This is a genomic window from Brucella sp. IR068, from assembly GCF_049065885.1.
GTDB classification, from domain to species: Bacteria; Pseudomonadota; Alphaproteobacteria; order Rhizobiales; family Rhizobiaceae; genus Brucella; species Brucella intermedia.
Window position 1 is genome coordinate 1 of record NZ_JBAKHE010000014.1, and the last position, 22,421, is coordinate 22,421.

Here is a 22,421-nt window from a genome sequence, read left to right on the forward strand (position 1 = left end):
TTAAGGAGCACCAGATCAGGAGAAGCCATCAGTCGTGCACGGATATTGGCAAAGTCTGCCGGATCATCGACATAGCGGTGGATGACCCTTGCGATATCCTTCTCGTCAAAGGTGGAGCGCTCATTGCCAAGCTGTCTGAGGAGAGGCTCCGGATCGGCAAGCAGTCGGGCGGTCATTTTGCGCCGGCGCGCCAGATCGGCAGGTGCAAAATACATCTCGACACCCTTGCGCATCATCGCCGACTTTCCGGGTCCCAGATGCCTCTGGGCAATGCCGTCAAGTCCCTGTTCGGCATGGGAACGACCGTCAAGGCGGATATCACGGCCAGCAAGCGCCAGATACCGGCTGGCTGTTTGCGCCCAGGCGATCTTCCACGCCTTCATTGTCTCCCTGTTGCCGGCCCAGACTGTGTAGACGATCCTGCCCTTCGGCTGGTCCCCTGCTGCCACACGCAGTGGCTTTCCGTCATCGCCGGGGACAGGCATGACCTTGAGACCGAAGCCTTGCGCTGTCAGGGGTCTGAGCGTTGTCAGAACATGTACATGCGGATTACCGTCCCTGTCGTGATAGACCCAGTCAGCAATCATGCCCCTTGAGGTCAGGTTGTCTCTCACGAACTCACGGACCAGGGAGATGTTTTCCCTAAGCGTCAGTTCCTCCGGCAGTGCTATAATCAGTTCGCGGGCAAACTGCGCGTTCACACGCGTCTCGAATGCGTCAACCGCATTCCACAGTGTCTCGCTTGCGTCAGCGGCAGTCTTCCCCTCGATAGCAGTCTGCAGCCACGCTGGAACCGCCTCCGGTAGAGCCAGTTCCTCGTGCCTCAGTTCGTCGTCGCCATCCTTGAAGCTGAAAGACACCCCCCTTTGTTCGTCCACCATCCGGGTGCGGTGCCGATAGGCGGCAGCAGAAATAATGTTGCGACCCGCGCCCCTGCTGATCATCTGCGCTCGCACGAACATTATCGCCACGTCTTTTCTCCTGACCGGCAGTCAATACGTGTGAAAGCCCAGGATTACCCGGGCAGCTGACTCGCCACTTTTCCGTCCCCTTCGCGAGCTGCACCGTTGCACTTGGGGGATTGAAATTGAAAACATGTTTAACTATCTTTTTTCAGTCAGTCAAACTCACAATGCCTACGGTTCGAACAGAAAGGTTCACAAGATGCACATTGATTTTCCGCACAGAATATTAGACGCGACATTGAAGAATGCCGCAGGAACATAAAAAACTATAAACACTAAAATTAGCTCACCGTATGAAACGGCTGCACGACTGCTGGCCGGGCGAACCCCTTGTCCAGACGGAAAGGATGTTTGAACGAACGACGCGTCTTCTCGCAAGACCCACTCAGGTCTGAAGTGCCAGAAGAAAATCCAGGTTCAAACCAGGGAGATCGCATTTGATGATTAGAGCAATACCGCTCCCGGGTCTGCTTTTCGCTCTTGTGCCAGTCGTTCTTTCTGGCTTTACTTTTTATGTCGCGCATTGGTTTTGGACCGAACTGGCCGCAGGCTTGTCAGGAAAGCTCCAGTACTGGTTTATGCGTGCTGCGCCTGTACCAGTGCTTCTATCGGGGCCGCTTGGGGCACTGCTGACGGTTTGCTTGCTACCGCTGCACCGGCGCCGACCGGTCGCCATGGTCAGCCTGTTTTGCTTTCTGCTTATTGTGGGTTTTTACACGCTGCGCGAGATCACCCGCATCTCCCCTTTCGTAGAAAGCGGAGTCCTGCAATGGGATCAGGCTCTATCATTCCTCGATATGGTGACCCTGGTTAGCGTCGCAATTGGATTTGTTGTTTTAGTGGTATCCGTGCGCATCTCTAGCGTTGTGCCCCAAACGGTGAAGCGTGCTCGTCGCGGAATCTTTGGAGATGCAGACTGGTTACCGATGTCGGCGGCGGCACAGCTCTTTCCTGCGGACGGCGAAATCGTTGTTGGCGAGCGCTATCGTGTCGACAAGGAACTCATCCATGAACTGCCTTTCGATCCGGTCAATCCGTCTACCTGGGGGCGCGGTGGAAAAGCTCCACTCCTGACTTATAATCAGAATTTCGATTCAACCCATATGCTGTTTTTTGCGGGATCAGGTGGGTTTAAAACGACCAGTAATGTCGTGCCCACAGCCCTTGTCTATAGTGGTCCGATCGTTTGCCTGGACCCGTCATCCGAGGTTGCATCGATGGTAATCGAGCATCGCCGCAAAAGGCTCGGGCGAGACGTCGTGGTGCTCGACCCCGCCAACCCGGTTAACGGTTTTAATGTACTTGACGGGATCGAAACGTCGATCAAAAAAGAAGAAGACATCGTCAGCATCGCACATATGCTGCTGTCGGAAAGCGCTTGCCCTGAAAGTTCAACGGGGTCTTTTTTCCAGAGCCAAGCACACAATTTGCTAACAGGACTGTTGGCGCATGTAATGCTATCGCCAGAATTTTCCGGGCGGCGAAATCTGCACAGCCTGCGTCAAATTCTTTCCGAACCGGAAACGTCGGTTCTTGCCATGCTGCGTGAGGTTCAGGAAAATTCCGTCTCGACATTTATTCGCGAGACGCTTGGCGTTTTCGTCAACATGACAGAGCAAACATTTTCAGGCGTTTACTCTACGGCATCGAAGGACACCCAGTGGCTATCCCTGGCAAATTACGCATCCCTTGTCTGCGGAGACAGCTTTAAACCAGCGCAAATAGCCCAGGGCGAAAAAGACGTATTTCTCAATATCCCTGCATCAATCCTTCGCTCCTACCCGGCAATCGGGCGAGTAATCATCGGCTCGTTAATCAATGCAATGATGGAGGCGGATGGCGCATTCCGGCGACGGGTTTTGTTCATGCTCGATGAGGTCGATCTGCTTGGCTATATGCGCATACTAGAAGAGGCACGTGATCGCGGGCGCAAATACGGAATCAGCTTGATGCTGATGTACCAGTCCGTTGGCCAACTGGAACGCCATTTTGGCAAAGATGGTGCAGTTTCATGGATCGATGGATGCGCATTCGCAAGCTACGCTGCGATCAAGGCGCTCGATACCGCGCGTAATGTGTCGGCGCAATGCGGGGAGATGACGGTAGAAGTGAAGAACAGTTCACGCAACAAAGGATGGGATAAGAGCCATCTTTCCCGAAAATCTGAAAGCATCAATTTCCAGCGTCGACCGCTTATAATGCCGCATGAGGTTACCCAGTCTATGCGCAAGGATGAACAGATCATTATAGTACAGGGGCACCGCCCCATCCGCTGCGGTCGCGCCATTTATTTTCGACGCAAGGAAATGGACACAGCCGCCGCAGTCAACCGGTTCGTTAAGTCCGGAAAATGATAAATCAAAAAAGTATTCGCGAAGCTGCCGTTAGCCCCCGCTTTTTACCGTCTAGGTAAAAGGCGCTTTCGCTGCAAAGCAGTGCGTCAAAGCCTTTCCGATAGAACAAGGGGACGTCGGGTTTGTGAATTCAAGACCGGTTGATTTGAAGGGATGGGGCCCCGTCTCCGGCAGAAAAGAGGAAGGGGCACGAACCCGGGTGGAATTCGCGTCTAACATTGCGGAGGTTTCACGCTTCAACACAAGGATGTATCTGACTTCAGCCAGACCTGAAACCGCCACCGCACACTTTCGAGCATCAAACCCGGCGAGCCTGATGATCAAGGTGGTTCGGTCCACCCACTCGCCGCTGCTGTCGACTTTATCGAGCGAACTGCAGAACCGATTTTCAATCGGCGAAGGTGAAGCCCTTCCCGCGAATTGCATGCAAAGGGAGCACGATCCCGGCTTTTCTGGCCCGCCGTCTCAGGCGACTCACAATGGTATCCAGGTGAGCATAGTTGAACTCATAAATATCTTCTCCGAGCGCAACGACCAGATCATGCCGCTCAACTATTGCGCCGCGCTCAACCAACAAACGGCTCAAAATCCGTTGTTCGGATGTCGTGAGCCGCAGACGATGCCCCCGGCCATCGGTAATGACCCAGCCGCTTTCCACCAGTGCCCATTCAGGAGACGGACACGGCGAAACAGTTATGGGCTTCTCCAGACGATTAAAGACCGCCGTCACAGTAGCAGCGAGTTCCCGAACATCCACTGGTTTGACGAGATAGGCATCGGCGCCAGATTCGAGACCATTAATACGATCATCAATAGAACCGCGAGCTGTCACCATAATAATGCCGACTGATTGCGATGTTCTCAAATGCGCGGCCGCGGATAGCCCGTTTTCCCCCTTCAGTCCGACGTCGAGAATAACAATGTCTGACGGCTTGGCTGCATATGCTCGGTACAGAGCTGCAGCGGATTCGAACCCATGAGTGTTCAAGCCCAGACTGGCTAAACCAAAGACCATTTCCTCGCGGAAGTCGTCGTCATCATCGACCACATATACGAGAGGGATACTGGCGGCATCATCTTTTCCACGTCTCTCGTCGAAATTGGGGCGATTTCGTAAGATATCTGACATTGTCAATCTCAAGTATTCACGACGTTACCGGTATCGGCAACTTTTTGGCATACAGGTCCGCGGGGGCAAGCAGAAGAGCGGCTAAATCTTGCTCACTGAACGCGAACTCTTGCCAATCCGCTCCTCGTATAGCAATGACGTCTTTGGTGCATTATCCAGATGTCTCACTTTTATTGCCCAGCGGTCTCATCCGGCATGCTCTTTCAACGCCACTCCCGAATCTCAACAAGTGTGCGCGAAGTTCCGGAACAAGCGGCTCAGACAACCGCTCGCGCCGCGCTTCACCGGGCATCAAGCCGAAACGTTCACGGAAACTACGCGAGAAATGGCTAGCGCTCGAAAATCCGTGTTCAAATGCGATTTTGGCAATCGATCGCGGAATCATGTCTGTTTGCGTGATCTCAAGAAAAGCTGCGTCGAGTCGGCGGTCTCTGATCACGCCCGCAATGCCACCGTCTTCCGCAAACGCACGATAGAGATGCGCGCGCGAGACATTAAAACGACGAATAATCAAGTCCAGGCTAAGTTCCGGATTATTGAGATTCCGATCGACATAATCCAGAACCCGCTGACGTAAGGCAATGCTTAAGGGGCGAAGTTCTTCAATCCCTGTTGCGCGCAAACCTTGCAAGGCGGCGGCCAGAATCGTAACCAACGATTCCTGCACTGCGACAATTTCGTCATTCGATAGATGTTCGCTCAGGCCATTCAACCCCTCGAGGTAAGCAGTGATCAACTGCGTCATCGGAAGATGTGCTTGCAGTACTACACCATGCAGATTTGCATGCCCCGTCGCCTTCGCCAGAATTCCGCGCGGTATAAGAGTAGACAGAGTGCCGCCCGCGGTCACGTCGCTCTGAAGAACTTGTGTTAGATCAAGGATACAGATATCTCCCGATCGTGCCGTCAGGCTGTTGTTCGCGGCGTCGCCCAGGATTTCCCCTCCCTTTACAACCGCAACGAGGAATTGATCCAGACCACTCCATGCTATTATACGTCGGTCGCGATTATATCGCTGAGAGTTAAATGTAACGGAAGCCAGAGTAAACCCGGCTATCTCGCGAGATCTTATGGCACCCTCCAGTCGACCACTTTTGCTTCCAGGAATCGGTGTCGTTTCATAAAAGGGTCGGGAAGCCTCCCGCCAGAAATCATTCCTCAGGCGTTCCTCGACGAAATCAGTTGAAATAATAACGTCCTGACCGGATTTAGCCTCACAGCCATTTTTCTTCACCGACATTTGCCGCCCTGTCCTTCGATCCAACTGCGAGTCGAGGTATTTACCTGCGAGAAGTTATAACACGCGTTTTGTTCTGCATAATGCCTCGTCCCCAAACTCAATCCTGGATCGCCTCACGCACAGGCTCATGCCGATTGAGCGAGTAGATAATTTTTTGTGCTATCTCCGCGGTTCAAAAGGCCCGAGCAAGAACCAATTCACCATCCTGTTCGTTTAATGGCGCTGGAGACGGTCAACGTCAGTTATATCAGTAATAGCTAACAGTGCTTGCATTAATATTAATTTTCATCATTTTACAAAACAGTCTATTGATAGGATATCAGTATATCAATTAGTGTGTTCTTCTAATGGAATGAAAAGCCGGGAGCCTGTTGCTCAGAAATTTCCCCGTATCCGGAGGTTGATGATGTCTAGATGGACAATAGCTGCAATGGTTTTGGCTGGTGGGACGTTCATACCGCCCGTCGTCTTCGAAGCTGGGGCACAAACGACAGTAGAGTGCCGATCCAGAGACTATAAATATGATGAATGCTATGCTGGCCCCCTGTCCAGGCCACAGCTCATTCATCAGACATCGAGTGCCTCTTGCATATTAAACCGCACATGGGGATACAACCCGAAAAGCCGCTATATATGGGTGGCTCAAGGGTGTTCGGGTGTGTTTGCGGATGTGGGTGGCTATCATCACGGTCGTGGCGACGGGTTTGATCCAGGAGCACGCCAGTACGATCACCGAGGCCATGATGTTGGCGGGGTAGTAGCGGGCGCGGTACTGGGAGCGATTGTTGAAGGAATGTTGACGGATCATCCGAAGAAGCACCATCACACGACGAGCAACCACCGTGATACGGACGACTATAATGGCTGTCACGGCATTGGATGTAATGTTGACCGACCGAATGACTCCGGTGAGATCGATACGACGCCCCAGTTCGACAGAAACGGGGAACCAAACTACGATACCCACGGCAACTACATCGGCTGCCATGGAGTTGGCTGCCTGGTCGATAGTCAAGATTAGTAAAAACCGTGCAGCCCGCCCTCCTTCAAATATTACAAGACCCACGACGAATGTTCATATTCGTGGATAGACTTCATGTCACTATCACTTCTTAATATTTCCAGAACCTGACACTCCGGCATGAAAAACATTCGAATGCGTTGAATCAATTTATACCTTTATCACGTTCCAATGGGAGAATTGAATGACAGGCCTGAAACCCAGACATTTACTGCTTGCGTTTTTACCCTTGGCGGTTGCCGGATGCGTTACCGCAGATGATGTATACCGGGACAACTGTACCTCCTTCGGTTTCAGGCCCGGCACTGATGCATTCGCAAACTGTATGATGGAACAGAGCGCACGCCACGATGAGGATGAACAACGCGCACAAGATCGCATTTATGCTCAAGAACAGCGCGACCGTGAGCGCAAAAGGGAGCGTCGCCGCCGCGAGGAACAACAGATCGATACCAGGCCTCAGTTCGATAAGGACGGCAATCCAAACTTTGATACACAAGGGAATTACGTTGGTTGCCATGGAGCCGGATGTGGGGTCGACAATCCCGATAATCCGGCTGATAGTAACAACTAAAAATCTGAACGGTATCAAAAATCTGAACGGTATCGCCGCTTATGTCTAAAAGCTGTTTGACCCGGGCAAAGGTCAAGATCGGGCCGCCGCTGCGTCAAATTCTATCGCCTTTGACATTGGGCGTATCCGTAGCATGGCTGGCTATAGTGGCGTGCCTTGGCTGGTGGATTTCCCACCTTGCAGTATCAGCTGAGACCAGGAGATTGGCTGCGAGCGCCGAGTATGAGGCACAGACAACGGCGCGCGTTGTTGATCGGCTGTTCACGGAGATGAACAGCGTCGCCAACATGGTTGCTAAGCAGAACCGGGTAATCGAACTTGCGTCTCGCTATCGGGTTGATCCCCCGGGCTTCTCGGAACTAACGCGTGAAGAGCGGGCAGCTATACTTACAAGTGACCCCCTCGTTCGTCTGGTCGGCGATTTCATGACCCGGCTATCGGACGACCTTCACTATGCCCGTATTTATATGAACAATTTGTCACACGATACCGTAACATCCAGTCAGTGGGCTGATCGCTTTAACATAGTGGGACAGATTTATACCGGCCGGGCATATCTAATTGATGCATTGCGCGATGGTAGCGGGCAACTGTTTGGTATCGCTCGCTTGAACCAGATGCCATCGTATTTTGTTACCAGTCGGATTGAGGGCACTGGCGACGAGGCGCTGGGGTCGGTTACGGTGCGGTTTGACGCACCGGTAATGGCACGCTATCTGACAGGTCAACACGTCGCATTGATCGTGAATCGCCAGGGACGAGTAACGACGGCATCTTCTGCGACATTCATGCTACGCAACGTTGCGGCGGTTTTGCCGCCCGAAACCCTGCAGCCTTCAAACAGCGACGAGAGTCCAGGAGAGGCGATGGCCGTGCAGCAAATTGCGGACGTGGAAGGGGGCGACCAGTGGTTGATCGACGGCCACTCCTATCTGATACGGCATCAGCCGCTGGGTAACGCGCAGTACCAGTTACTTACCTTGGCGCCGCTCGATTATTTGGGCGCTCTACAACGGCAATATCTTGTCGCCGCCGGGGGCGTTGCAGCCTTGGGCCTTGCGCTGATTGTACTTGCTGGTCGTTTGGTTGACCAACGTACCGAACGCCGTCAGCGAGCAGAGCAGGATCGCATTCTGGCCATCTCGCAGGCAGCCGAGCGCGAGTTGACCATCAAAGTACAGGAGAGAACGGCAGAACTAGCGGAGAGTAATGCGTCACTTGAAGCCGAGGTGGAGCGCCGCCGGCTGCTTGAGATAAAGCTCCAGCAGTCTCTCGACTCGGTTAACGATGCTCTTGCACAGCAACGGGACTTTGTAGCCGTGGTGTCCCACGAGTTCCGGGGCCCGCTGGCAGTGATTGCAGCTGCTGCTGACAACCTGCTCATTTCATTGGCTGATGGCACAGACAGCATAAAGTTACGCGTCAGCAAAATAAGCCGCACTGTTAAACGTATGGCATTGCTAATCGAAAACGTGCTGGCTGGCGACCGGATAGATGCGGGACAATCACAATCCGGGCAAGCGGATGTATTTGATCTCAACGAGATTATACACACGGCACGGATGGGATTTGATGAGGCTGCCGCTGATCGCATTACTTTCGTGAATGGTGGCAGAACGCCGGTTAAATGTGACCGCGCCCTTATAGAGATTGTTCTACACAACCTGATACAAAATGCGCTGAAGTACTCTTCTGAGAATTCTCCAGTAAATATCCAATTGTCGACTGATCACAATATGGCTCTTATTACGGTGACTGACCAAGGCAAAGGCATCACTCCAGATGAGCGTGAACTGATATTTATGAAATACTTTAGATCGCCTGGCCATACTACAACAGGGTTTGGCCTGGGACTTTACATATCACGCGAGATTGCCCGACAGAATGGGGGCGATATCACACTGATGGCCAGCGATACCACGGGATCAACTTTTTGCTTCTCGCTTCCCATTGAGGCAGAATTTGGGGCAAGTACCGTATCCAAAGCGGAATAACGACCGTTGTTGGACCGATCATCCGAACCTCATTTATCGGAATTGCCACGCCGCCGTTCCTGATGCACGTTCAAGACCCGGAATTGCCCGGCTCTGGAACCGGCCATGACGCAGATGCTCATATCAGAACAAGAAATGGCGCCGCAATGACAGGAAGTGACAGTTTGTGCCAGTTTCTGCAATTGCCTTATGAGTGCATGCTGTTAGACATACCGATTACAAGTATCACATGAACGATGGTGATTTTGCGTTGAGCGATACAAGTATTCTCTATCTTGTTCCAGATACGGGCGCGGCATTTTCGAAAATTTTGAGAACAGTATCCGGGTTTGGAAATGATTATTCAGATTTCCAGAAATCGACGGCCATCAACGCCGGATATTATTATATCGACGCAAATTGGCTGCGTCAGGGATGCAAGTTAGATGTGGAAGGGGACATCAATGAAACCAGGGCGAAAAAAAAGCAGAAATAATGATCAGCCTGAAGTGACTTGGCTTCGTGGAGGTCGTGTCGGCAAGTATAAGGGAGTTGCTGGTGGCATAGCGCCTTGTGAAGCGAGCTTTACGCTGTCCCTTACAGGTTTGTCAGCCGTTTCAGCTGCGGTGTTTGCATCGCTCTTTGTTTGGTCTTCACCATCACGGGCAGGTAGCTGTGTGGAAACCACGCCAGCTTCGGGAACCTGGACTTGTTCCGGTCCTGCTTCCGGCAGCGATACATCGGTCGCTATCTCATCCTCTCCGCATGTTACAGTTGTCACTCAGCAGGGCTTTGGTCTTTCGGCCGGCGCTGGCCCGGCTTTTGTTGTAAGTTCAAGTGGCGGCATAAGCATAACGGACCAAAATGCTTCTTCCATCACGTCTTCTGGTGACCGAGGTATTGATGTTTACAATGATGCTACTGGCGACGTATCTGTCACGTCGAATGGTAGCATAACCGGCACAGATGCTATTTATATCGCCAATGATGGCACGGGATCTACAATGGTCACAACGTCGGGGACAGTGACCGGAACAACCAACCATGCCATCTACGTTGGTAATAACGTTGACACAACAGATATAATCGTCAGCCAAACAGCCGGCACCATTTCTGGTGCGCGGGATGGCATTCATACATCTCAATATGGAACTGGTGCTACCGTAATCAGTGTCTCCGGGGACGTGAACGGTGTAGGTGATAATGGCATATGGGCGGCAAATCAGGCTACCGCGACAGACATCACCATTACCCAGGAAGCAGGTAGTACGATCACAGGCTATACGCACGGTATTCGCGCAGATAACCGCGGTACTGGAGCTACATCGATCACAACTGCTGGGATCATAAACCAGACCCAGACAACTGGCGCTTTAGTTTATGACACCTATGGTGTCTATGCCTACAATTATGCATCTTCGACGGATATTACCCTTACCCAGACCGCCGGAGCGATTTCCGGCAATTATTTTGGAATGTATGCCAATAATCAGGGTACGGGTTCAACGACGATCGTCAGTGCGGGAAATGTGACGGCAGCGGTATCTGGCGGTCTCTATGCTTTTAACGCCAGCACAGCGAAGGACATCGTTGTCAACCAGACATCCGGAACGGTCAACGGTGGTACTTATGGTGTTTTCGCAGACAACACGGGAACCGGATCAACGACAATTACATTGTCTGGTGACGTGATCGCTTCTGGTAACTACGGCGTCTATTCGCGAAATCGCAGCAGCGCAACCGATCTGACTGTAAAACAGACCGCAGGCTCTATTGCTGGCAACACCGCTATTCTCGCTCGGAATCAAGGTACGGGCGCGACGTTGGTCAGCGTTGTGGGTACAGTAACCGGCGGTGCGGGCGCGGGCATCCAAACGATAGCAGCAAACGGCTCGACCATCGATATTGCAGCTTCGGCAACAGTCAGGGCAACATCCGAGATCGCCATTCGGGATGGCGGTGCTGCTGGTAATTCGACCGCGTCGGATACGGTCGGGGGCAATGTCATTGTTAACAGCGCTGGCACTGTAACCGGCGATGCGATCCTTGGCCTCGGCAACGATACCTTCAATCTGGCTGGTGGAAGCTATAGCGGTAATATTTACGGCGATGACAGGGACGATCCCCAGAGCAATGACGGTATCGCCAACCATGAAGGCGATGATACGTTCAACTGGACGGGCGGCAAACTGACTGGTGGTTTCTACGGTCAGGATGGTTCCGATACCGCAACGGTGAGTGCATCGAGCTATGATGGTTCGCAGGTGCTTGACGGTGGCGATGACACTTCCGTCGCCGATGGCATGATCGATACGCTCACGCTCAAGGGTGTGACTGCGACCACGAATGGCGGCAAGATCACCAATTGGGAAGTCGTCAAGCTGGACGGTGCCAATCTGTCCATTGATGGCGGTGCATGGCATGTCGGTGAGCCAGATGAAGGAACGACCGGTGTGTTCCTGAACAACGGTTCTACCCTTGACGGCATGGCGTCGCTCGACTTCGACGGCAATATGACGATTGATTCAAGCTCGACTTTTGTTGGTACAGGCGACGGAGCCGGGGTTTACGCGTTCAGCGGCGATGTGACCAACGCCGGAACTATCACCACGGTCGATGATGCCGTGGGCGATGTTGTGATCATCGGTGGAAACTACAACGGCAATGGCGGACAGATGCTGTTCGATGTTGCGCTCGGTGATGACAACTCCAAGACGGATATGATCATCGTCAATGGCGATACATCGGGCACGACGAATGTTGGCGTCAACAATGTCGGTGGAACCGGCGCGCAGACTAATGAAGGTATCCGTATCATCGAAGTGAACGGAGCTTCCAATGGCTCGTTCTCGCTCATCGGCGATTACACGGTTGGCGGCAAGCAGGCGGTTGTTGCAGGCGCATACGCCTATCATCTTTACCAGGGCGGCACTTCAACACCCTCTGACGGAGACTGGTATCTGCGTTCACAGCTCAAGCCTACTGAACCTGAAACGCCGCTGTATCAAGCTGGTGTACCGAGCTATGAGGCGTATCCTCAGGCCTTGCTTGGTCTTAATGGCGTACCGACCCTACAGCAGCGTGTTGGCAACCGCTTTTGGGCCGGTAGTGGCAACAAAGTTGTTGCGCAGGGCGCTGATCCGGTCGGAACGCCTTATGCCGCTCCCGAAGAAGCTGGCGTTGCGATTGGAGGCAACGGAGTCTGGGGTCGTATCGAAGGCGCCCATAACAGCATCGAACCTCGTTTCTCGGCCTCGGCTACCGATTACGACCAGAATGTTTTCAAACTCCAGGCCGGTATTGATGGACTGCTGACTGAAACCGAAAACGGCAAGCTGATTGGTGGAGTGACGATCCATTACGCCCATGGCAAAACAGACATAAACTCCGTTTACGGCGATGGTGAAATCCGTACGGACGGTTACGGTTTTGGCGGCACACTGACGTGGTATGGCGAAAACGGCTTCTATCTCGACGGCCAGGGACAGGTGACGTGGTACACGAGCGATCTGAATTCCCTTCTTGCCAACACAAATCTGGCCGATGGCAATGACGGCTTCGGCTATACCTTCTCGCTGGAAGGTGGCAAGCGGATTGCCATTGACCCGGCATGGTCCCTCACCCCACAAGCACAGCTCGTCTATTCGAACGTGGATTTTGACGCATTTACCGATGTTTTCGGTTCTCGTGTCAGCATTGATCACGGCGAGAGCCTGCAGGGCCGTCTCGGGCTTACACTTGATCATGAAAACTCATGGCAGAATGACAAGGGCTTGCTTGACCGGACCCACGTCTACGCCATCGCCAATCTCTACTATGAGTTCCTTGAAGGAACGAAGGTCAGTGTTCAGGGAGTGAGCTTTGCAAGCCGCAATGATCGCGTTTGGGGCGGTCTGGGTATCGGCGGGACCTATAACTGGGATGATGACAAGTATTCGATCTATGGCGAGGGCCTTGTCAACACCAGCCTCAACAACTTCGGCGACAGCTATTCTGTCAAGGGAACAGTGGGCTTTCGCATGAAATGGTAAAATAGTCACCGAGGGCTGATGTTGACGCCCGAACGTATTCAACATCAGCAATCGTGACAGACCGCTGTCAGTCCGCCCTCATTTAACTGACAGCGGTCTCCCGATTTATTCAAGACGTAGCCGGAAAGAGCCTCCGGGTTACCTGTAGATAAAAAGTTGAAGGAGTCGCGTTAATGGTTGATCATTCCATCAAAGGTAAAACCGTTCTTATTGCTGGCGGCGCGAAGAATCTTGGCGGACTCATTGCGCGGGATCTCGCCGTACACGGCGCAGGGGCGATTGCGATTCACTACAACAGCGCGACGAGTAAGGCCGATGCCGACGATACGGTAGCCGCAGTGAAGGCATTGGGTGCCCAGGCAGTCGCCTTTCAGGCAAACCTTGTCACAGCCGGTGCAACCGAGAAGTTGTTTGCCGACACCATTGCAGCAGTTGGCAAGCCGGATATTGCTATTAATACCGTCGGCAAGGTATTGAAGAAGCCAATGGCCGAGATTTCGGAAGCCGAATACGACGAGATGTCTGCGGTGAACGCCAAAGCCGCTTTTTTCTTCATCAAGGAAGCCGGCAAACAAATAAAGGACAATGGCAAGATCTGCACGCTCGTCACCTCCCTGCTCGGCGCCTATACGCCATTCTACTCCAGCTATGCCGGCACAAAAGCTCCGGTGGAACACTTCACGCGCGCAGCTTCAAAGGAATTTGGAGAACGAGGTATTTCAGTAACCGCTATCGGACCTGGCCCGATGGATACGCCGTTTTTTTACCCAGCTGAAGGCGCCGACGCGGTTGCCTATCACAAAACAGCTGCAGCGTTGTCGAATTTCTCGAAAACAGGACTGACAGATATTGGGGACATAGTTCCCTGGGTACGACTTCTGGTCTCTGAAGGCTGGTGGATGACCGGTCAGACCATTCTGGTAAATGGCGGCTACACGACCAAGTAGTTTATTGCAACGGGAACTGGTACCGTCTGGACTGAAGGATGCACGACAACAAGAGGTTGGGACAGGACATGAAACGTTTAGCGACTGCGGGTTTCCTTATCCTCGCAATAATGCAGTCGTCGGTCGCATACGCCGACCTGAAAGCGGCAGACCGCAGACTGAATAATCTCTATAGCCAAGTAGTCAACTCTCTGCCTGCCTCAAATCAAATGCAGCTCAAGGAGAGCCAACGCAACTGGATCAAGTATCGCGATAGTGAGTGCCGATATCAGCAAGTAAACTATGCGATCATGGTTTCAGAAGCAGATTGCAAGGAATTTCTAACACGCCAAAGAGCTGATCACCTTAACCAACAATTAGGCTGGCTGAAAAAAATGGCCGACGAGGCTGACACCGAATCCTCGACAGAATGCAGACAGGAGATCGGTGCGAAGGCAGCAAACGTTCTTGTTAATCAATGCAAGGAGATCTCACCTGCAACGCACCCGCCGTGTAATGCAAGCAATTCGTGCGACATGATCAGGGATGAAATCAAGCGTGGTTGCGGCATGGTCGGTGACAAGAAGCCACCTTACTGCCAGTAGAAATGGCCTTTCAATCCGTCTGCGAGAGCTCTTCCGCTCGCCGGTGTTTTGGGAAAGCGGAGCCGGCAGATGAACTGATGAAGCGTAACAATGCATGGTTCTTGACCATACGTTCCTTTTTCGCTGCCAATACGACCTGACTGCATTCTAAGAAGGCCACATTAAATGATCAATTCCTCGTTGGAATGGTCCGTTCCGTTATTGATCCTTTTTTGCGGTACTGGTTTGATCGTTGCAGGCCGGTTTGGAGTTCAGACCACCCGTTGGGGTGTCGGACTTTGCCTGCTTGGAACCGGCTATGGCTTCATGCTTATCCGTACCGAAACATTCTCGGCGATTAAACCGCTGTGGGAAGACGCGCTGATCCTGACTGGCGTCCTCATTTGCTGTCGAGCACTTACAGAACGCTTCAAACCTGGTAACGTTCAAGCTCTGGATTGGCTCGTTGCAGGCTTATTCCTCTGCACAGCCGCCCTATCACTGATACTTTACCAAAGCGTACGGCTAGAGACTTTATCGATACTTGTAGGCACAGCATCGCTGATATTAATTTCTCTTTGGCGTGTAAAGTCGCTGAAGAAGACGGCTTCTGACAAGATATTTATAGCAGCATTCATTATCATTGCTTCTTCAATTATATTCCAATGTATATTCTACTTATCATCCAACGATATTGAGGGCCCGATTGGCTCGTGGAGCAACTCATTTCCAGGGGTCATGGTTCAGTATACAGGTCTTTTTGGCGGCGTCTTGACGACCTTTGCGATTGTCATCGCAGCTGGCGTGGATGCAATTCATCATTATCGTGAGTTGGCTCACACCGACCCTCTAACCCAGGTGCGTAACCGAAGAGGTATGCAGGCATTTATAAGTTCGGTTCACCTTGACCAAGGAGCGCGCGAACCAGTGACAATTGTCCTGGCAGACATTGATCACTTCAAGATGGTGAACGATCGATTTGGCCATCACGCCGGCGATATGATTATAGTTGATTTCGCCCAGCTGTTACAAAAATGGGCAGGGCGTGGAAGCTGCGTGGCCCGTTTGGGTGGTGAAGAATTTGCAATTTTGTTACCTGGAACCTCCATGCACATTGGAGTCACGCTAATTGAGGCATTGCGGCTGGAGTTCGCTTCACGAAAATGGCCTCATATATCTGCGCATCTCCATCTGACCGCAAGTTTTGGCTTAACAACGCTGGAACAAGGTGAACCGTTCAACTCTGCAATCGCGCGTGCAGATACGAATCTTTATAAAGCCAAGCAGCGGGGAAGAGACCGTCTTGTAGAGGATAAAGCAGCATAATTATTGGTGTCGGTCGCGTACTTCTGCTTCACCCGTTTTGTGACGGAAAAAACAATATGCTTCCGACGATAGCGGCGTGGCGCGACCTGATAGAAACTGTAATCAGCTCCTCCAGAGCTGATTACTATCGTCGTACCACCCTGAAATCCCGCGTATATGCCCAACGGCTCCCTGACGGTTGCCAGGGAGCTCTGGTTCAGACAATTTACTGGCATTACAGATGAACGCCCGGCGACTCGCTATTGGATAAACAACCCCACGCCCGGTGCGATCGGCAGACCGAGTTCCATCCAGAGGATAAGGAACAACAACCACGAGACAAGAAAACCGAGTGCGACGGGGATTGTCATCGACGCAAGCGTTCCGATACCCGCATCCTTTTGATACCTCTGCAAGAATGCGAGGCAGACCGCGAAATAGGGGCTCATCGGCGTCACGATATTGGTAGAGGAGTCAGCGATGCGGAAAGCTGCCTGAATGAGTGCCGGTTCGAAACCAACCAGCATCATCATCGGCACGAAAATAGGTGCCATCAAGGACCATTGCGCAGACCCCGACGTGATAAACAGGTTCATGACGGTAGCCAGTACGACAAACGATACCAGAAGCGGGATGCCGCCAAATCCGCTGGCATCGAGCATGTGAGAGCCGCCTACGGCGATCCACTCCCCCAGGTTTGTCCACTTGAACCAGGCAAGGAACTGCGAAATGGCAAAGAACAGAACCAATGTCGGTGCAAGCTCCTTCACTGCTTCTGCCATGAAGTTTATGCCATCTTGTGACGTTTTGATTTTACCGACAGTCCGGCCATAGATCCAGCCGAGGAAGAGGAAGAATATGGCAAAAATAGCCACTGCGCTTTCCAGGAATGGTGAAGGTACCAGTCCACCATTTTCATTGCGAAGCGGAGATCCGGCTGGCACTACGGCTGCGACTATAATGGCTATGAGTGCCAGGGTTGCCCAACCAACGCGCTTCAACCCTTTCAGCTCCAGTTCACTGACAGGATGAACATCGAGCACCACACTACCACGATAGGTACCAGCCACAGGTTCGACAATTCGCTCGATAATGAATGCGCCAACAATTGAAAGTATGATCGCTGAGGACGCAATGAAATAGTAGTTGTCGATAGGCGATACGTATGCGTTTGCATCGACAGTGTGTGCAGCACTTGTTGTAATACCTGAGAGTATAACGTCTGCTGGCGTGATCAGCAGGCTCGCATCATAGCCAGCTCCGACAGCTACATATCCTGTCACTGCACCCACCAGAGGATTCCGGCCCATTGCCTGGAAAATCATCGCTGAAAGCGGGATAAGGATAATATAGGCCGCATCAGACGCAACGTGGCTGCACATGCCAACCAGAAAAATAACGAATGTAGTCAGATAGCGGGGGGCTTTCATCACGCTGACCTGCATCAGTGCAGCAATAAGACCTGTCTTGTCCGCAACTCCGATGGCAAGCATAATAACGAGCACCACACCGAGTGGTGGAAACATCACAAAATTCTTGGCCACGGTGGTCAGAGCAAATACCAGTCCTTCGCCAGACACGAGGCTTTTGACGGTGACACTTGCGCCGGTTTTCGGATTTACTCCTGATACGCCGTAGATTGCCAGAACCCATGATAAAAGTGCGACGACAACACAAAGAGATGCGAAAAGGATGACGGGATGCGGCAGTTTATTGCCCGCCCGTTCGATCGCATTGAAAAAACGTTGCATATTAATTCTTCCCTTCCAGGCCCTGTACTGTCCGATCCGCACCTTGTAATGCGGTTCCTCCCGACGACTCAGGGTCGGCATCATGATGAATGGCTTCAAGCAGAGGGGTTAAACCGCGACCTGAAGCCGGCTTTTCAAGGATTTTTTTTGAGGCGCTGTTCGGCTATTGCGACGAACATGCCCGCTGCCACCGGCAATATTTCGTCGCGATAGTTATAATGCGGATGGTGGAGGTAGGCGCTATCTTCACCGTTACCGACAAAGAAGAAGCAACCGGGAATCTTTTCCAGATAGAATGCAAAATCTTCCGCACCCATCGTGGGCAATTGATGCATGAAACCGGCTTTTTCAGCGCCGAAGCTCTCGACAGCAACCTTTATTGTAAAGTCCGTTTCATCGTTGTCATTGACAACAGGCGGAATCCGCATTGTCTGTTCCAGTCTGACGCTTGCACCATAGGCCTCGCAAGTCTGCGCAACGACCCGGCGAAGTTCCCTGTCGATTGTCGCTGCAGCCTCAGGCGAGCCATCGCGCGTGTTGATCATCATTGTTGCCTGGCCTGGAATGACGTTGTGACTATTGCCGCCATGGAATTGGGTAACCGTAACGACACCTGAGTCCAGCGGTGACACGCGTCGAGCAATGACACTTTGCAACGATTGAATAACTCCTGCTCCGATAAATACCGGATCGATGGCCAGGTCGGGGCGGGAAGCATGACCACCCTTACCCGTTATGGTGACCTCATAAAGCGAACTTCCACCCATCGCAGGTCCGGCCTTGGCAAAGACCCGCCCTAATGGGTAACCGGGCCGGTTGTGATAACCATAAATGGTCTCGACCCGGTCCAGCGCGCCTTCTTCGATCATGCGTGCGGCCCCAAGGCCGCCTTCTTCTGCTGGCTGGAACAACAGCGTAATCCGACCAGAAAGATGCTCATGATGCCGCGCAAGTCTGTCCGCCGCCAACAACAGCGAAGCGGTATGTCCGTCGTGGCCGCACGCATGCATTTTGCCGGGTGTCTTCGAAGCGTAAGTCAAACCGGTTTCTTCCTGGATAGGCAATGCATCCATATCGGCACGAAAGCCGATTGAGGAACCGGGACGCCCTGTATCAAGGATGGCAAGAACGCCCGTTTCGGCGAGACCGGTTTTGACTTCATAGCCGCGCTGTTTCAGGAATTCAGCGACCAGATCGCTCGTTGCGTGTTCCTCATACTTGAGCTCGGGATTGCTGTGCAATTGTTGGCGAATTGCCGTTGCATCAGCAATGGCATCACTGGTGAAAACAGACATTAAAACCTCCCTGAAAGCAAAATCGGGGCGCTAAGTGCCGCCGATCCTCAGTTCAGGCTTGATATCAAGCCGACAGGCATGCCACAATTTCATAAATTAGTTCATATCGTTGCTTTTTCGGCAAAGCAGAAAGTCCGTTATGCAGCACATCGCCTTGCGCTATTTTCTGGAAGTAGCCCGAACAGGCTCGATTACCGAGGCCTCCGCACAGATGAACGTCTCGGGTTCAGCGATCAGCCGCCAGATATCGCGACTGGAAACCGAGCTCGCTGTGGAACTATTCGAACGCCGACCGCGCGGGATGGTTTTGAGCCCGGCAGGCGAACTGCTGGTCAAACATGTCAGGCGTATCGCATTGGACACCGAACGCGCTTTGGCTGACGTGCGGGAAATGCGCGGTCCGCAGCGCGGGCTAGTGCGTGTCGCAACTTACGAGGGCTTCGCGGTCGATCGCCTGGCGCGTATCATTGCTGATTTTCGTGCGCAGTTTCCGGGAGTTCTTTTTCATGTGTGGGTGGGAAACTCGTCAGAAATTTGCGAACGCGTCAATGAAGGCAACGCTGATATCGGCATCACCTACAGTTATTCCGCACCTGCCGGGGTGAAAATCGAGCGTATCGCCAGAAGGCCAATGTACGCCCTGATTCCACGCTCCCATCCGCTGGCCCGGCGGAAACAGGTTACACTTGCAGATCTGTCAACAGAACCAATGGCCATGCCTGACAAGGGCCGAACCCAGCGTCAGCTCATCGACACCGCTCTGGCTACCAAGGGACTGGCAATGGATCCCGTTTTCTCCACCAACTCGATGGCAACACTGAAGGTATTTGCCTTCGCCGCGGAAACGATTATGTTTTCCAGCTCAGCCGGCAGTAAGGACAATACCCTTCCGGAAAACATCGTTGCCATTCCTGTAGTTGACGAGACCATGAAAGCCAGTGTGCTGCAAATCGTAACCATGCAGGGACGAAACCTTCCGCGAAGCATTGCCGCATTTCTGGACTTCCTTGGTCAATCGGTGATTGAGCGCTGATCGTGGCTGGAGCAAGAAGGACGACACCCTTAGTTTCAGGCTTAGCTTTCCAACTCGTCGCGAAAGTAAATCTCCGTAGCCCTGAAAGAACCGTCAATTCGCCTGCATTGAACCACGATATCAATTGCAATCTTAAGTGACGAAAGCACTTCGACGCGCTCAAGAGCACGTCCCGCCTCCGATTCTTTGACGAGGGTGGCGAGTTGCTCGAATGCGAGTTGTGTCGATCCGGCATGAACGGTGGTGATCGAGCCGGGATGTCCCGAGTTCACGTTTCGAATATAATGAAATGCTGTGCCATCCCTCAGTTCCTGCAGAAGAATACGGTCCGGTCGCATGCGAAGACAGGATTCCAGAAGCTCGCGGGGACCGACTCCGGATAACCCCTGTCCGCCCTTCGAATAGAACAGACGCACATGGTTGGGCTGAGGAATAACCAGCTCTGGTGTGTCCTCGATCGAAATCACTCGTTCATGGTTTGGAATGTGTTTGATCAGGGCCTTTGCAAGGGTTGTTTTGGCAGAACCCGTAGCGCCGGAAATTACGACATTCTTACGGGCAATGACGGCGTGCTGCAGAAACAACTTATATTCGCCGTTGCGGTATAACTCCGCCAGTTTGGTTTCCGATCTTGGACAGGCTGCGCCTGTGTTTCTCGCTTCGGAAAAGAAGCCGTTGTCCTCCAGGTCCTCAAGTGCGAAATCAACAGATGAAGGTTTGCGGATCGTGATGCTGACCGTGGCATTCGTGGTTGCAGGCGGTATGACGATTTGAATGCGTTCATCGTCTGGAAGCGTTGCCGAAAGAATTGGCCGCTTTTCATCGATAGACTGGTTCGAGAATGTAGCAACTGCCCTCGCAAGACGCATAAGCCTTTCGAAGGTCAGACCCGGCGCATCATGGGAGCACCATCCATCGGGTCCTTCTGTCAGTACCTGCCCAGGCTTATTGATGATCACTTCATAAAGCGACCTGTCCTCGAGAAAGATCGCGATTGGTGACAACAGTTCGCGAACGACTGCCGCATTCGTGCTGTCCATACTTTACAACCTTTACTTCGTCACCACTTTCGATTCCGGTTTGAAATCACCCAAAACAGCCCGATCGAAGATACGGTTCTTCGGTTCGGTAATGCGAAGGCGATAAACATCCGAAAAATCGAGATCACGAGCCACGAAGATGGAGACGATCTCGCCTTGGTGCTTGTTTAGCGTTGGGGGAATATCGATCGACTTCTCGACTGCGATTGCCGCTGCTTGCTGACCGGCGCTCATAGTGTCTTGCGCTTCGACACCGCTATTCTGCAAACGACTGCTGGCGTAGCTGGTTGCGTCGCCCACAATCGACAAAAGCAGCGCACTTCCGAAGCGTTCCCACCAATGCCTATCGACGTGGCCATCGAAACCAGAGCGTCCAAGCGCGTCGGTCGCGGGAGATGCCAGCGTGATGATCACACCTTCGGGCGTCTTCGCTCTATTCCACAAAACGAGCAATCGTTTCTGGCCGCGCTGAAGCCCTGCGCGGTACTCTCCAACGACCTGCGTCCCCTTCTTCATCAATACCACCCTGCCATTGTCGGAGAGGACGTCTCTGTCAATGACGCAACTCGTGAAACCTGGTTGATCGGATGCGAGTGCGGTTTCGAGCACGCAAGGAATGGAGTTTCCCATCGCGACGATGAAATTCCGATTGCCAAGCGTTCCTGCGCGTGCGCCTTCAAGACGTGTCGGTCGCAATAGACTATCGAACCGTTGCTCATCGTTGCTCACCTGTCCCTGGCTCATCGCGTTGCTATCGAGCGGCAAGAAGTTACCATCTATCGATTGTGCCGGATTGTCACCGGATTGCCGTACTGGTGACTTATCCTGTTCCCGGCTATAGGCCAGAACGGGTGCCCGACGTGCGGAATCGAGCAGCTTGTCTTCTATTTCCGGAACAGGCTCCAACGTGGGTATTGGAAGCACCGTCTTTGGCGCAGGCACAGGCGCAACTGGCTCCACCTTCTCCTTTGCTGGCTCAAAAGCGTTGGTTTGGCGAATGATCACACGCTCAGGGTAGGTGCGTTGATCCTTGTTGTCCTTTCCGGAAGTAGACCATATGGCAAAGGCGATAAACGCCACTACTGCGAGTGCGATTGCGCCGCGTTTGACAGCCGGATTGCTGTCGATGCGCTGATCGGTGATCGTCTCGGTGCGCTCTCCGGGGATACGGGCTTCTTCTTCGTCTGCCATGTTTCCCCC

At 52.7% G+C, this 22,421-nt stretch carries 17 protein-coding genes; 10 read left to right on the forward strand and 7 right to left on the reverse strand.

The genetic code is table 11. From position 1 onward, the window contains the following. Window positions 1-971, reverse strand: a 971-nt coding sequence (locus tag ACOWVS_RS19155) for a MobA/MobL family protein (protein ID WP_420973135.1), incomplete at its 3' end; no start/stop codon positions are given. 434 nt (window positions 972-1,405) lie between these two features. On the opposite strand from ACOWVS_RS19155, the gene traG reads away from it, so the two are divergent. Further along, window positions 1,406-3,319, forward strand: a complete 1,914-nt coding sequence (gene traG, locus ACOWVS_RS19160; RefSeq protein ID WP_085979565.1) for a Ti-type conjugative transfer system protein TraG — start codon at window positions 1,406-1,408, stop codon at window positions 3,317-3,319. A 388-nt stretch (window positions 3,320-3,707) separates the two neighbouring features. On the opposite strand, the gene ACOWVS_RS19165 is transcribed toward traG, so the two are convergent. Together ACOWVS_RS19165 and ACOWVS_RS19170 are read right to left on the reverse strand one after the other, a co-directional pair. Then, complete coding sequence (locus ACOWVS_RS19165; protein WP_006472043.1) at window positions 3,708-4,448, reverse strand: response regulator transcription factor; 741 nt, start codon at window positions 4,446-4,448, stop codon at window positions 3,708-3,710. Window positions 4,449-4,599: 151 nt separating this feature from the next. Then, on the reverse strand, window positions 4,600-5,688 hold the full coding sequence (locus tag ACOWVS_RS19170) for a helix-turn-helix domain-containing protein (protein ID WP_006472042.1): 1,089 nt from the start codon (window positions 5,686-5,688) through the stop codon (window positions 4,600-4,602). A gap of 430 nt (window positions 5,689-6,118) precedes the next feature. Here ACOWVS_RS19170 and ACOWVS_RS19175 point away from each other — a divergent pair, with 430 nt between their 5' ends. The 8 genes from ACOWVS_RS19175 (at window position 6,119) to ACOWVS_RS19210 (ending at window position 16,123) form a co-directional block, all read left to right on the forward strand. After that, the gene (locus ACOWVS_RS19175; protein WP_235691703.1) at window positions 6,119-6,709 is read left to right on the forward strand and encodes a DUF3011 domain-containing protein; all 591 of its coding nucleotides are present in this window, start codon (window positions 6,119-6,121) and stop codon (window positions 6,707-6,709) included. Window positions 6,710-6,893: 184 nt separating this feature from the next. Then, complete coding sequence (locus tag ACOWVS_RS19180; protein ID WP_006472040.1) at window positions 6,894-7,283, forward strand: hypothetical protein; 390 nt, start codon at window positions 6,894-6,896, stop codon at window positions 7,281-7,283. Window positions 7,284-7,486: 203 nt separating this feature from the next. Further along, complete coding sequence (locus tag ACOWVS_RS19185) at window positions 7,487-9,277, forward strand: sensor histidine kinase (RefSeq protein ID WP_006472039.1); 1,791 nt, start codon at window positions 7,487-7,489, stop codon at window positions 9,275-9,277. 229 nt (window positions 9,278-9,506) lie between these two features. Next, window positions 9,507-9,752, forward strand: coding sequence for a hypothetical protein (locus tag ACOWVS_RS19190; protein ID WP_006472038.1), 246 nt, complete (start codon window positions 9,507-9,509; stop codon window positions 9,750-9,752). Then, the gene (locus ACOWVS_RS19195; RefSeq protein WP_031346157.1) at window positions 9,721-13,287 is read left to right on the forward strand and encodes an autotransporter outer membrane beta-barrel domain-containing protein; all 3,567 of its coding nucleotides are present in this window, start codon (window positions 9,721-9,723) and stop codon (window positions 13,285-13,287) included. The genes ACOWVS_RS19190 and ACOWVS_RS19195 overlap by 32 nt, the downstream gene beginning before the upstream one ends. 173 nt (window positions 13,288-13,460) lie before the next feature. Then, entirely contained in the window at window positions 13,461-14,234 is a 774-nt protein-coding gene (locus ACOWVS_RS19200; RefSeq protein WP_006468263.1) for an SDR family oxidoreductase, read from the forward strand. A 68-nt stretch (window positions 14,235-14,302) separates the two neighbouring features. Further along, window positions 14,303-14,818, forward strand: coding sequence for a lysozyme inhibitor LprI family protein (locus tag ACOWVS_RS19205; protein WP_235691670.1), 516 nt, complete (start codon window positions 14,303-14,305; stop codon window positions 14,816-14,818). A 165-nt stretch (window positions 14,819-14,983) separates the two neighbouring features. Beyond that, window positions 14,984-16,123 carry a GGDEF domain-containing protein gene (locus ACOWVS_RS19210; protein WP_006468261.1) on the forward strand — a complete coding sequence of 380 codons (1,140 nt, stop codon included), beginning with the start codon at window positions 14,984-14,986 and terminating at the stop codon, window positions 16,121-16,123. 239 nt (window positions 16,124-16,362) lie between these two features. Here ACOWVS_RS19210 and ACOWVS_RS19215 read toward each other — a convergent pair whose 3' ends face one another. Continuing rightward, window positions 16,363-17,853, reverse strand: coding sequence for an AbgT family transporter (locus ACOWVS_RS19215; protein WP_006472036.1), 1,491 nt, complete (start codon window positions 17,851-17,853; stop codon window positions 16,363-16,365). A 134-nt stretch (window positions 17,854-17,987) separates the two neighbouring features. Then, entirely contained in the window at window positions 17,988-19,148 is a 1,161-nt protein-coding gene (locus tag ACOWVS_RS19220) for a M20 metallopeptidase family protein (RefSeq protein ID WP_006468259.1), read from the reverse strand. 139 nt (window positions 19,149-19,287) lie between these two features. Between ACOWVS_RS19220 and ACOWVS_RS19225 the strand changes: the two genes are divergently transcribed. Beyond that, on the forward strand, window positions 19,288-20,181 hold the full coding sequence (locus tag ACOWVS_RS19225) for a LysR family transcriptional regulator (protein WP_021585419.1): 894 nt from the start codon (window positions 19,288-19,290) through the stop codon (window positions 20,179-20,181). A gap of 41 nt (window positions 20,182-20,222) precedes the next feature. Here the strand turns inward: ACOWVS_RS19225 and virB11 are convergent, their stop codons facing one another. Beyond that, window positions 20,223-21,221, reverse strand: a complete 999-nt coding sequence (gene virB11 / locus ACOWVS_RS19230) for a P-type DNA transfer ATPase VirB11 (protein ID WP_006468257.1) — start codon at window positions 21,219-21,221, stop codon at window positions 20,223-20,225. 12 nt (window positions 21,222-21,233) lie between these two features. Then, the gene (virB10, locus tag ACOWVS_RS19235) at window positions 21,234-22,412 is read right to left on the reverse strand and encodes a type IV secretion system protein VirB10 (protein WP_006468256.1); all 1,179 of its coding nucleotides are present in this window, start codon (window positions 22,410-22,412) and stop codon (window positions 21,234-21,236) included. Window positions 22,413-22,421: the final 9 nt, after the last annotated feature.

Bases quoted from the DNA above. Each gene is read 5' to 3' on its own strand.
- traG (WP_085979565.1), top strand. From the start codon at position 1,406: ATGATTAGAGCAATACCGCTCCCGGGTCTGCTTTTCGCTCTTGTGCCA.
- virB10 (WP_006468256.1), bottom strand. From the start codon at position 22,412: ATGGCAGACGAAGAAGAAGCCCGTATCCCCGGAGAGCGCACCGAGACG.
- ACOWVS_RS19195 (WP_031346157.1), top strand. From the start codon at position 9,721: ATGAAACCAGGGCGAAAAAAAAGCAGAAATAATGATCAGCCTGAAGTG.
- ACOWVS_RS19170 (WP_006472042.1), bottom strand. From the start codon at position 5,688: ATGTCGGTGAAGAAAAATGGCTGTGAGGCTAAATCCGGTCAGGACGTT.
- ACOWVS_RS19200 (WP_006468263.1), top strand. From the start codon at position 13,461: ATGGTTGATCATTCCATCAAAGGTAAAACCGTTCTTATTGCTGGCGGC.
- ACOWVS_RS19165 (WP_006472043.1), bottom strand. From the start codon at position 4,448: ATGTCAGATATCTTACGAAATCGCCCCAATTTCGACGAGAGACGTGGA.
- ACOWVS_RS19175 (WP_235691703.1), top strand. From the start codon at position 6,119: ATGGTTTTGGCTGGTGGGACGTTCATACCGCCCGTCGTCTTCGAAGCT.
- ACOWVS_RS19180 (WP_006472040.1), top strand. From the start codon at position 6,894: ATGACAGGCCTGAAACCCAGACATTTACTGCTTGCGTTTTTACCCTTG.
- ACOWVS_RS19225 (WP_021585419.1), top strand. From the start codon at position 19,288: ATGCAGCACATCGCCTTGCGCTATTTTCTGGAAGTAGCCCGAACAGGC.
- ACOWVS_RS19190 (WP_006472038.1), top strand. From the start codon at position 9,507: ATGAACGATGGTGATTTTGCGTTGAGCGATACAAGTATTCTCTATCTT.
- ACOWVS_RS19210 (WP_006468261.1), top strand. From the start codon at position 14,984: ATGATCAATTCCTCGTTGGAATGGTCCGTTCCGTTATTGATCCTTTTT.
- ACOWVS_RS19215 (WP_006472036.1), bottom strand. From the start codon at position 17,853: ATGCAACGTTTTTTCAATGCGATCGAACGGGCGGGCAATAAACTGCCG.
- ACOWVS_RS19220 (WP_006468259.1), bottom strand. From the start codon at position 19,148: ATGTCTGTTTTCACCAGTGATGCCATTGCTGATGCAACGGCAATTCGC.
- virB11 (WP_006468257.1), bottom strand. From the start codon at position 21,221: ATGGACAGCACGAATGCGGCAGTCGTTCGCGAACTGTTGTCACCAATC.
- ACOWVS_RS19205 (WP_235691670.1), top strand. From the start codon at position 14,303: ATGAAACGTTTAGCGACTGCGGGTTTCCTTATCCTCGCAATAATGCAG.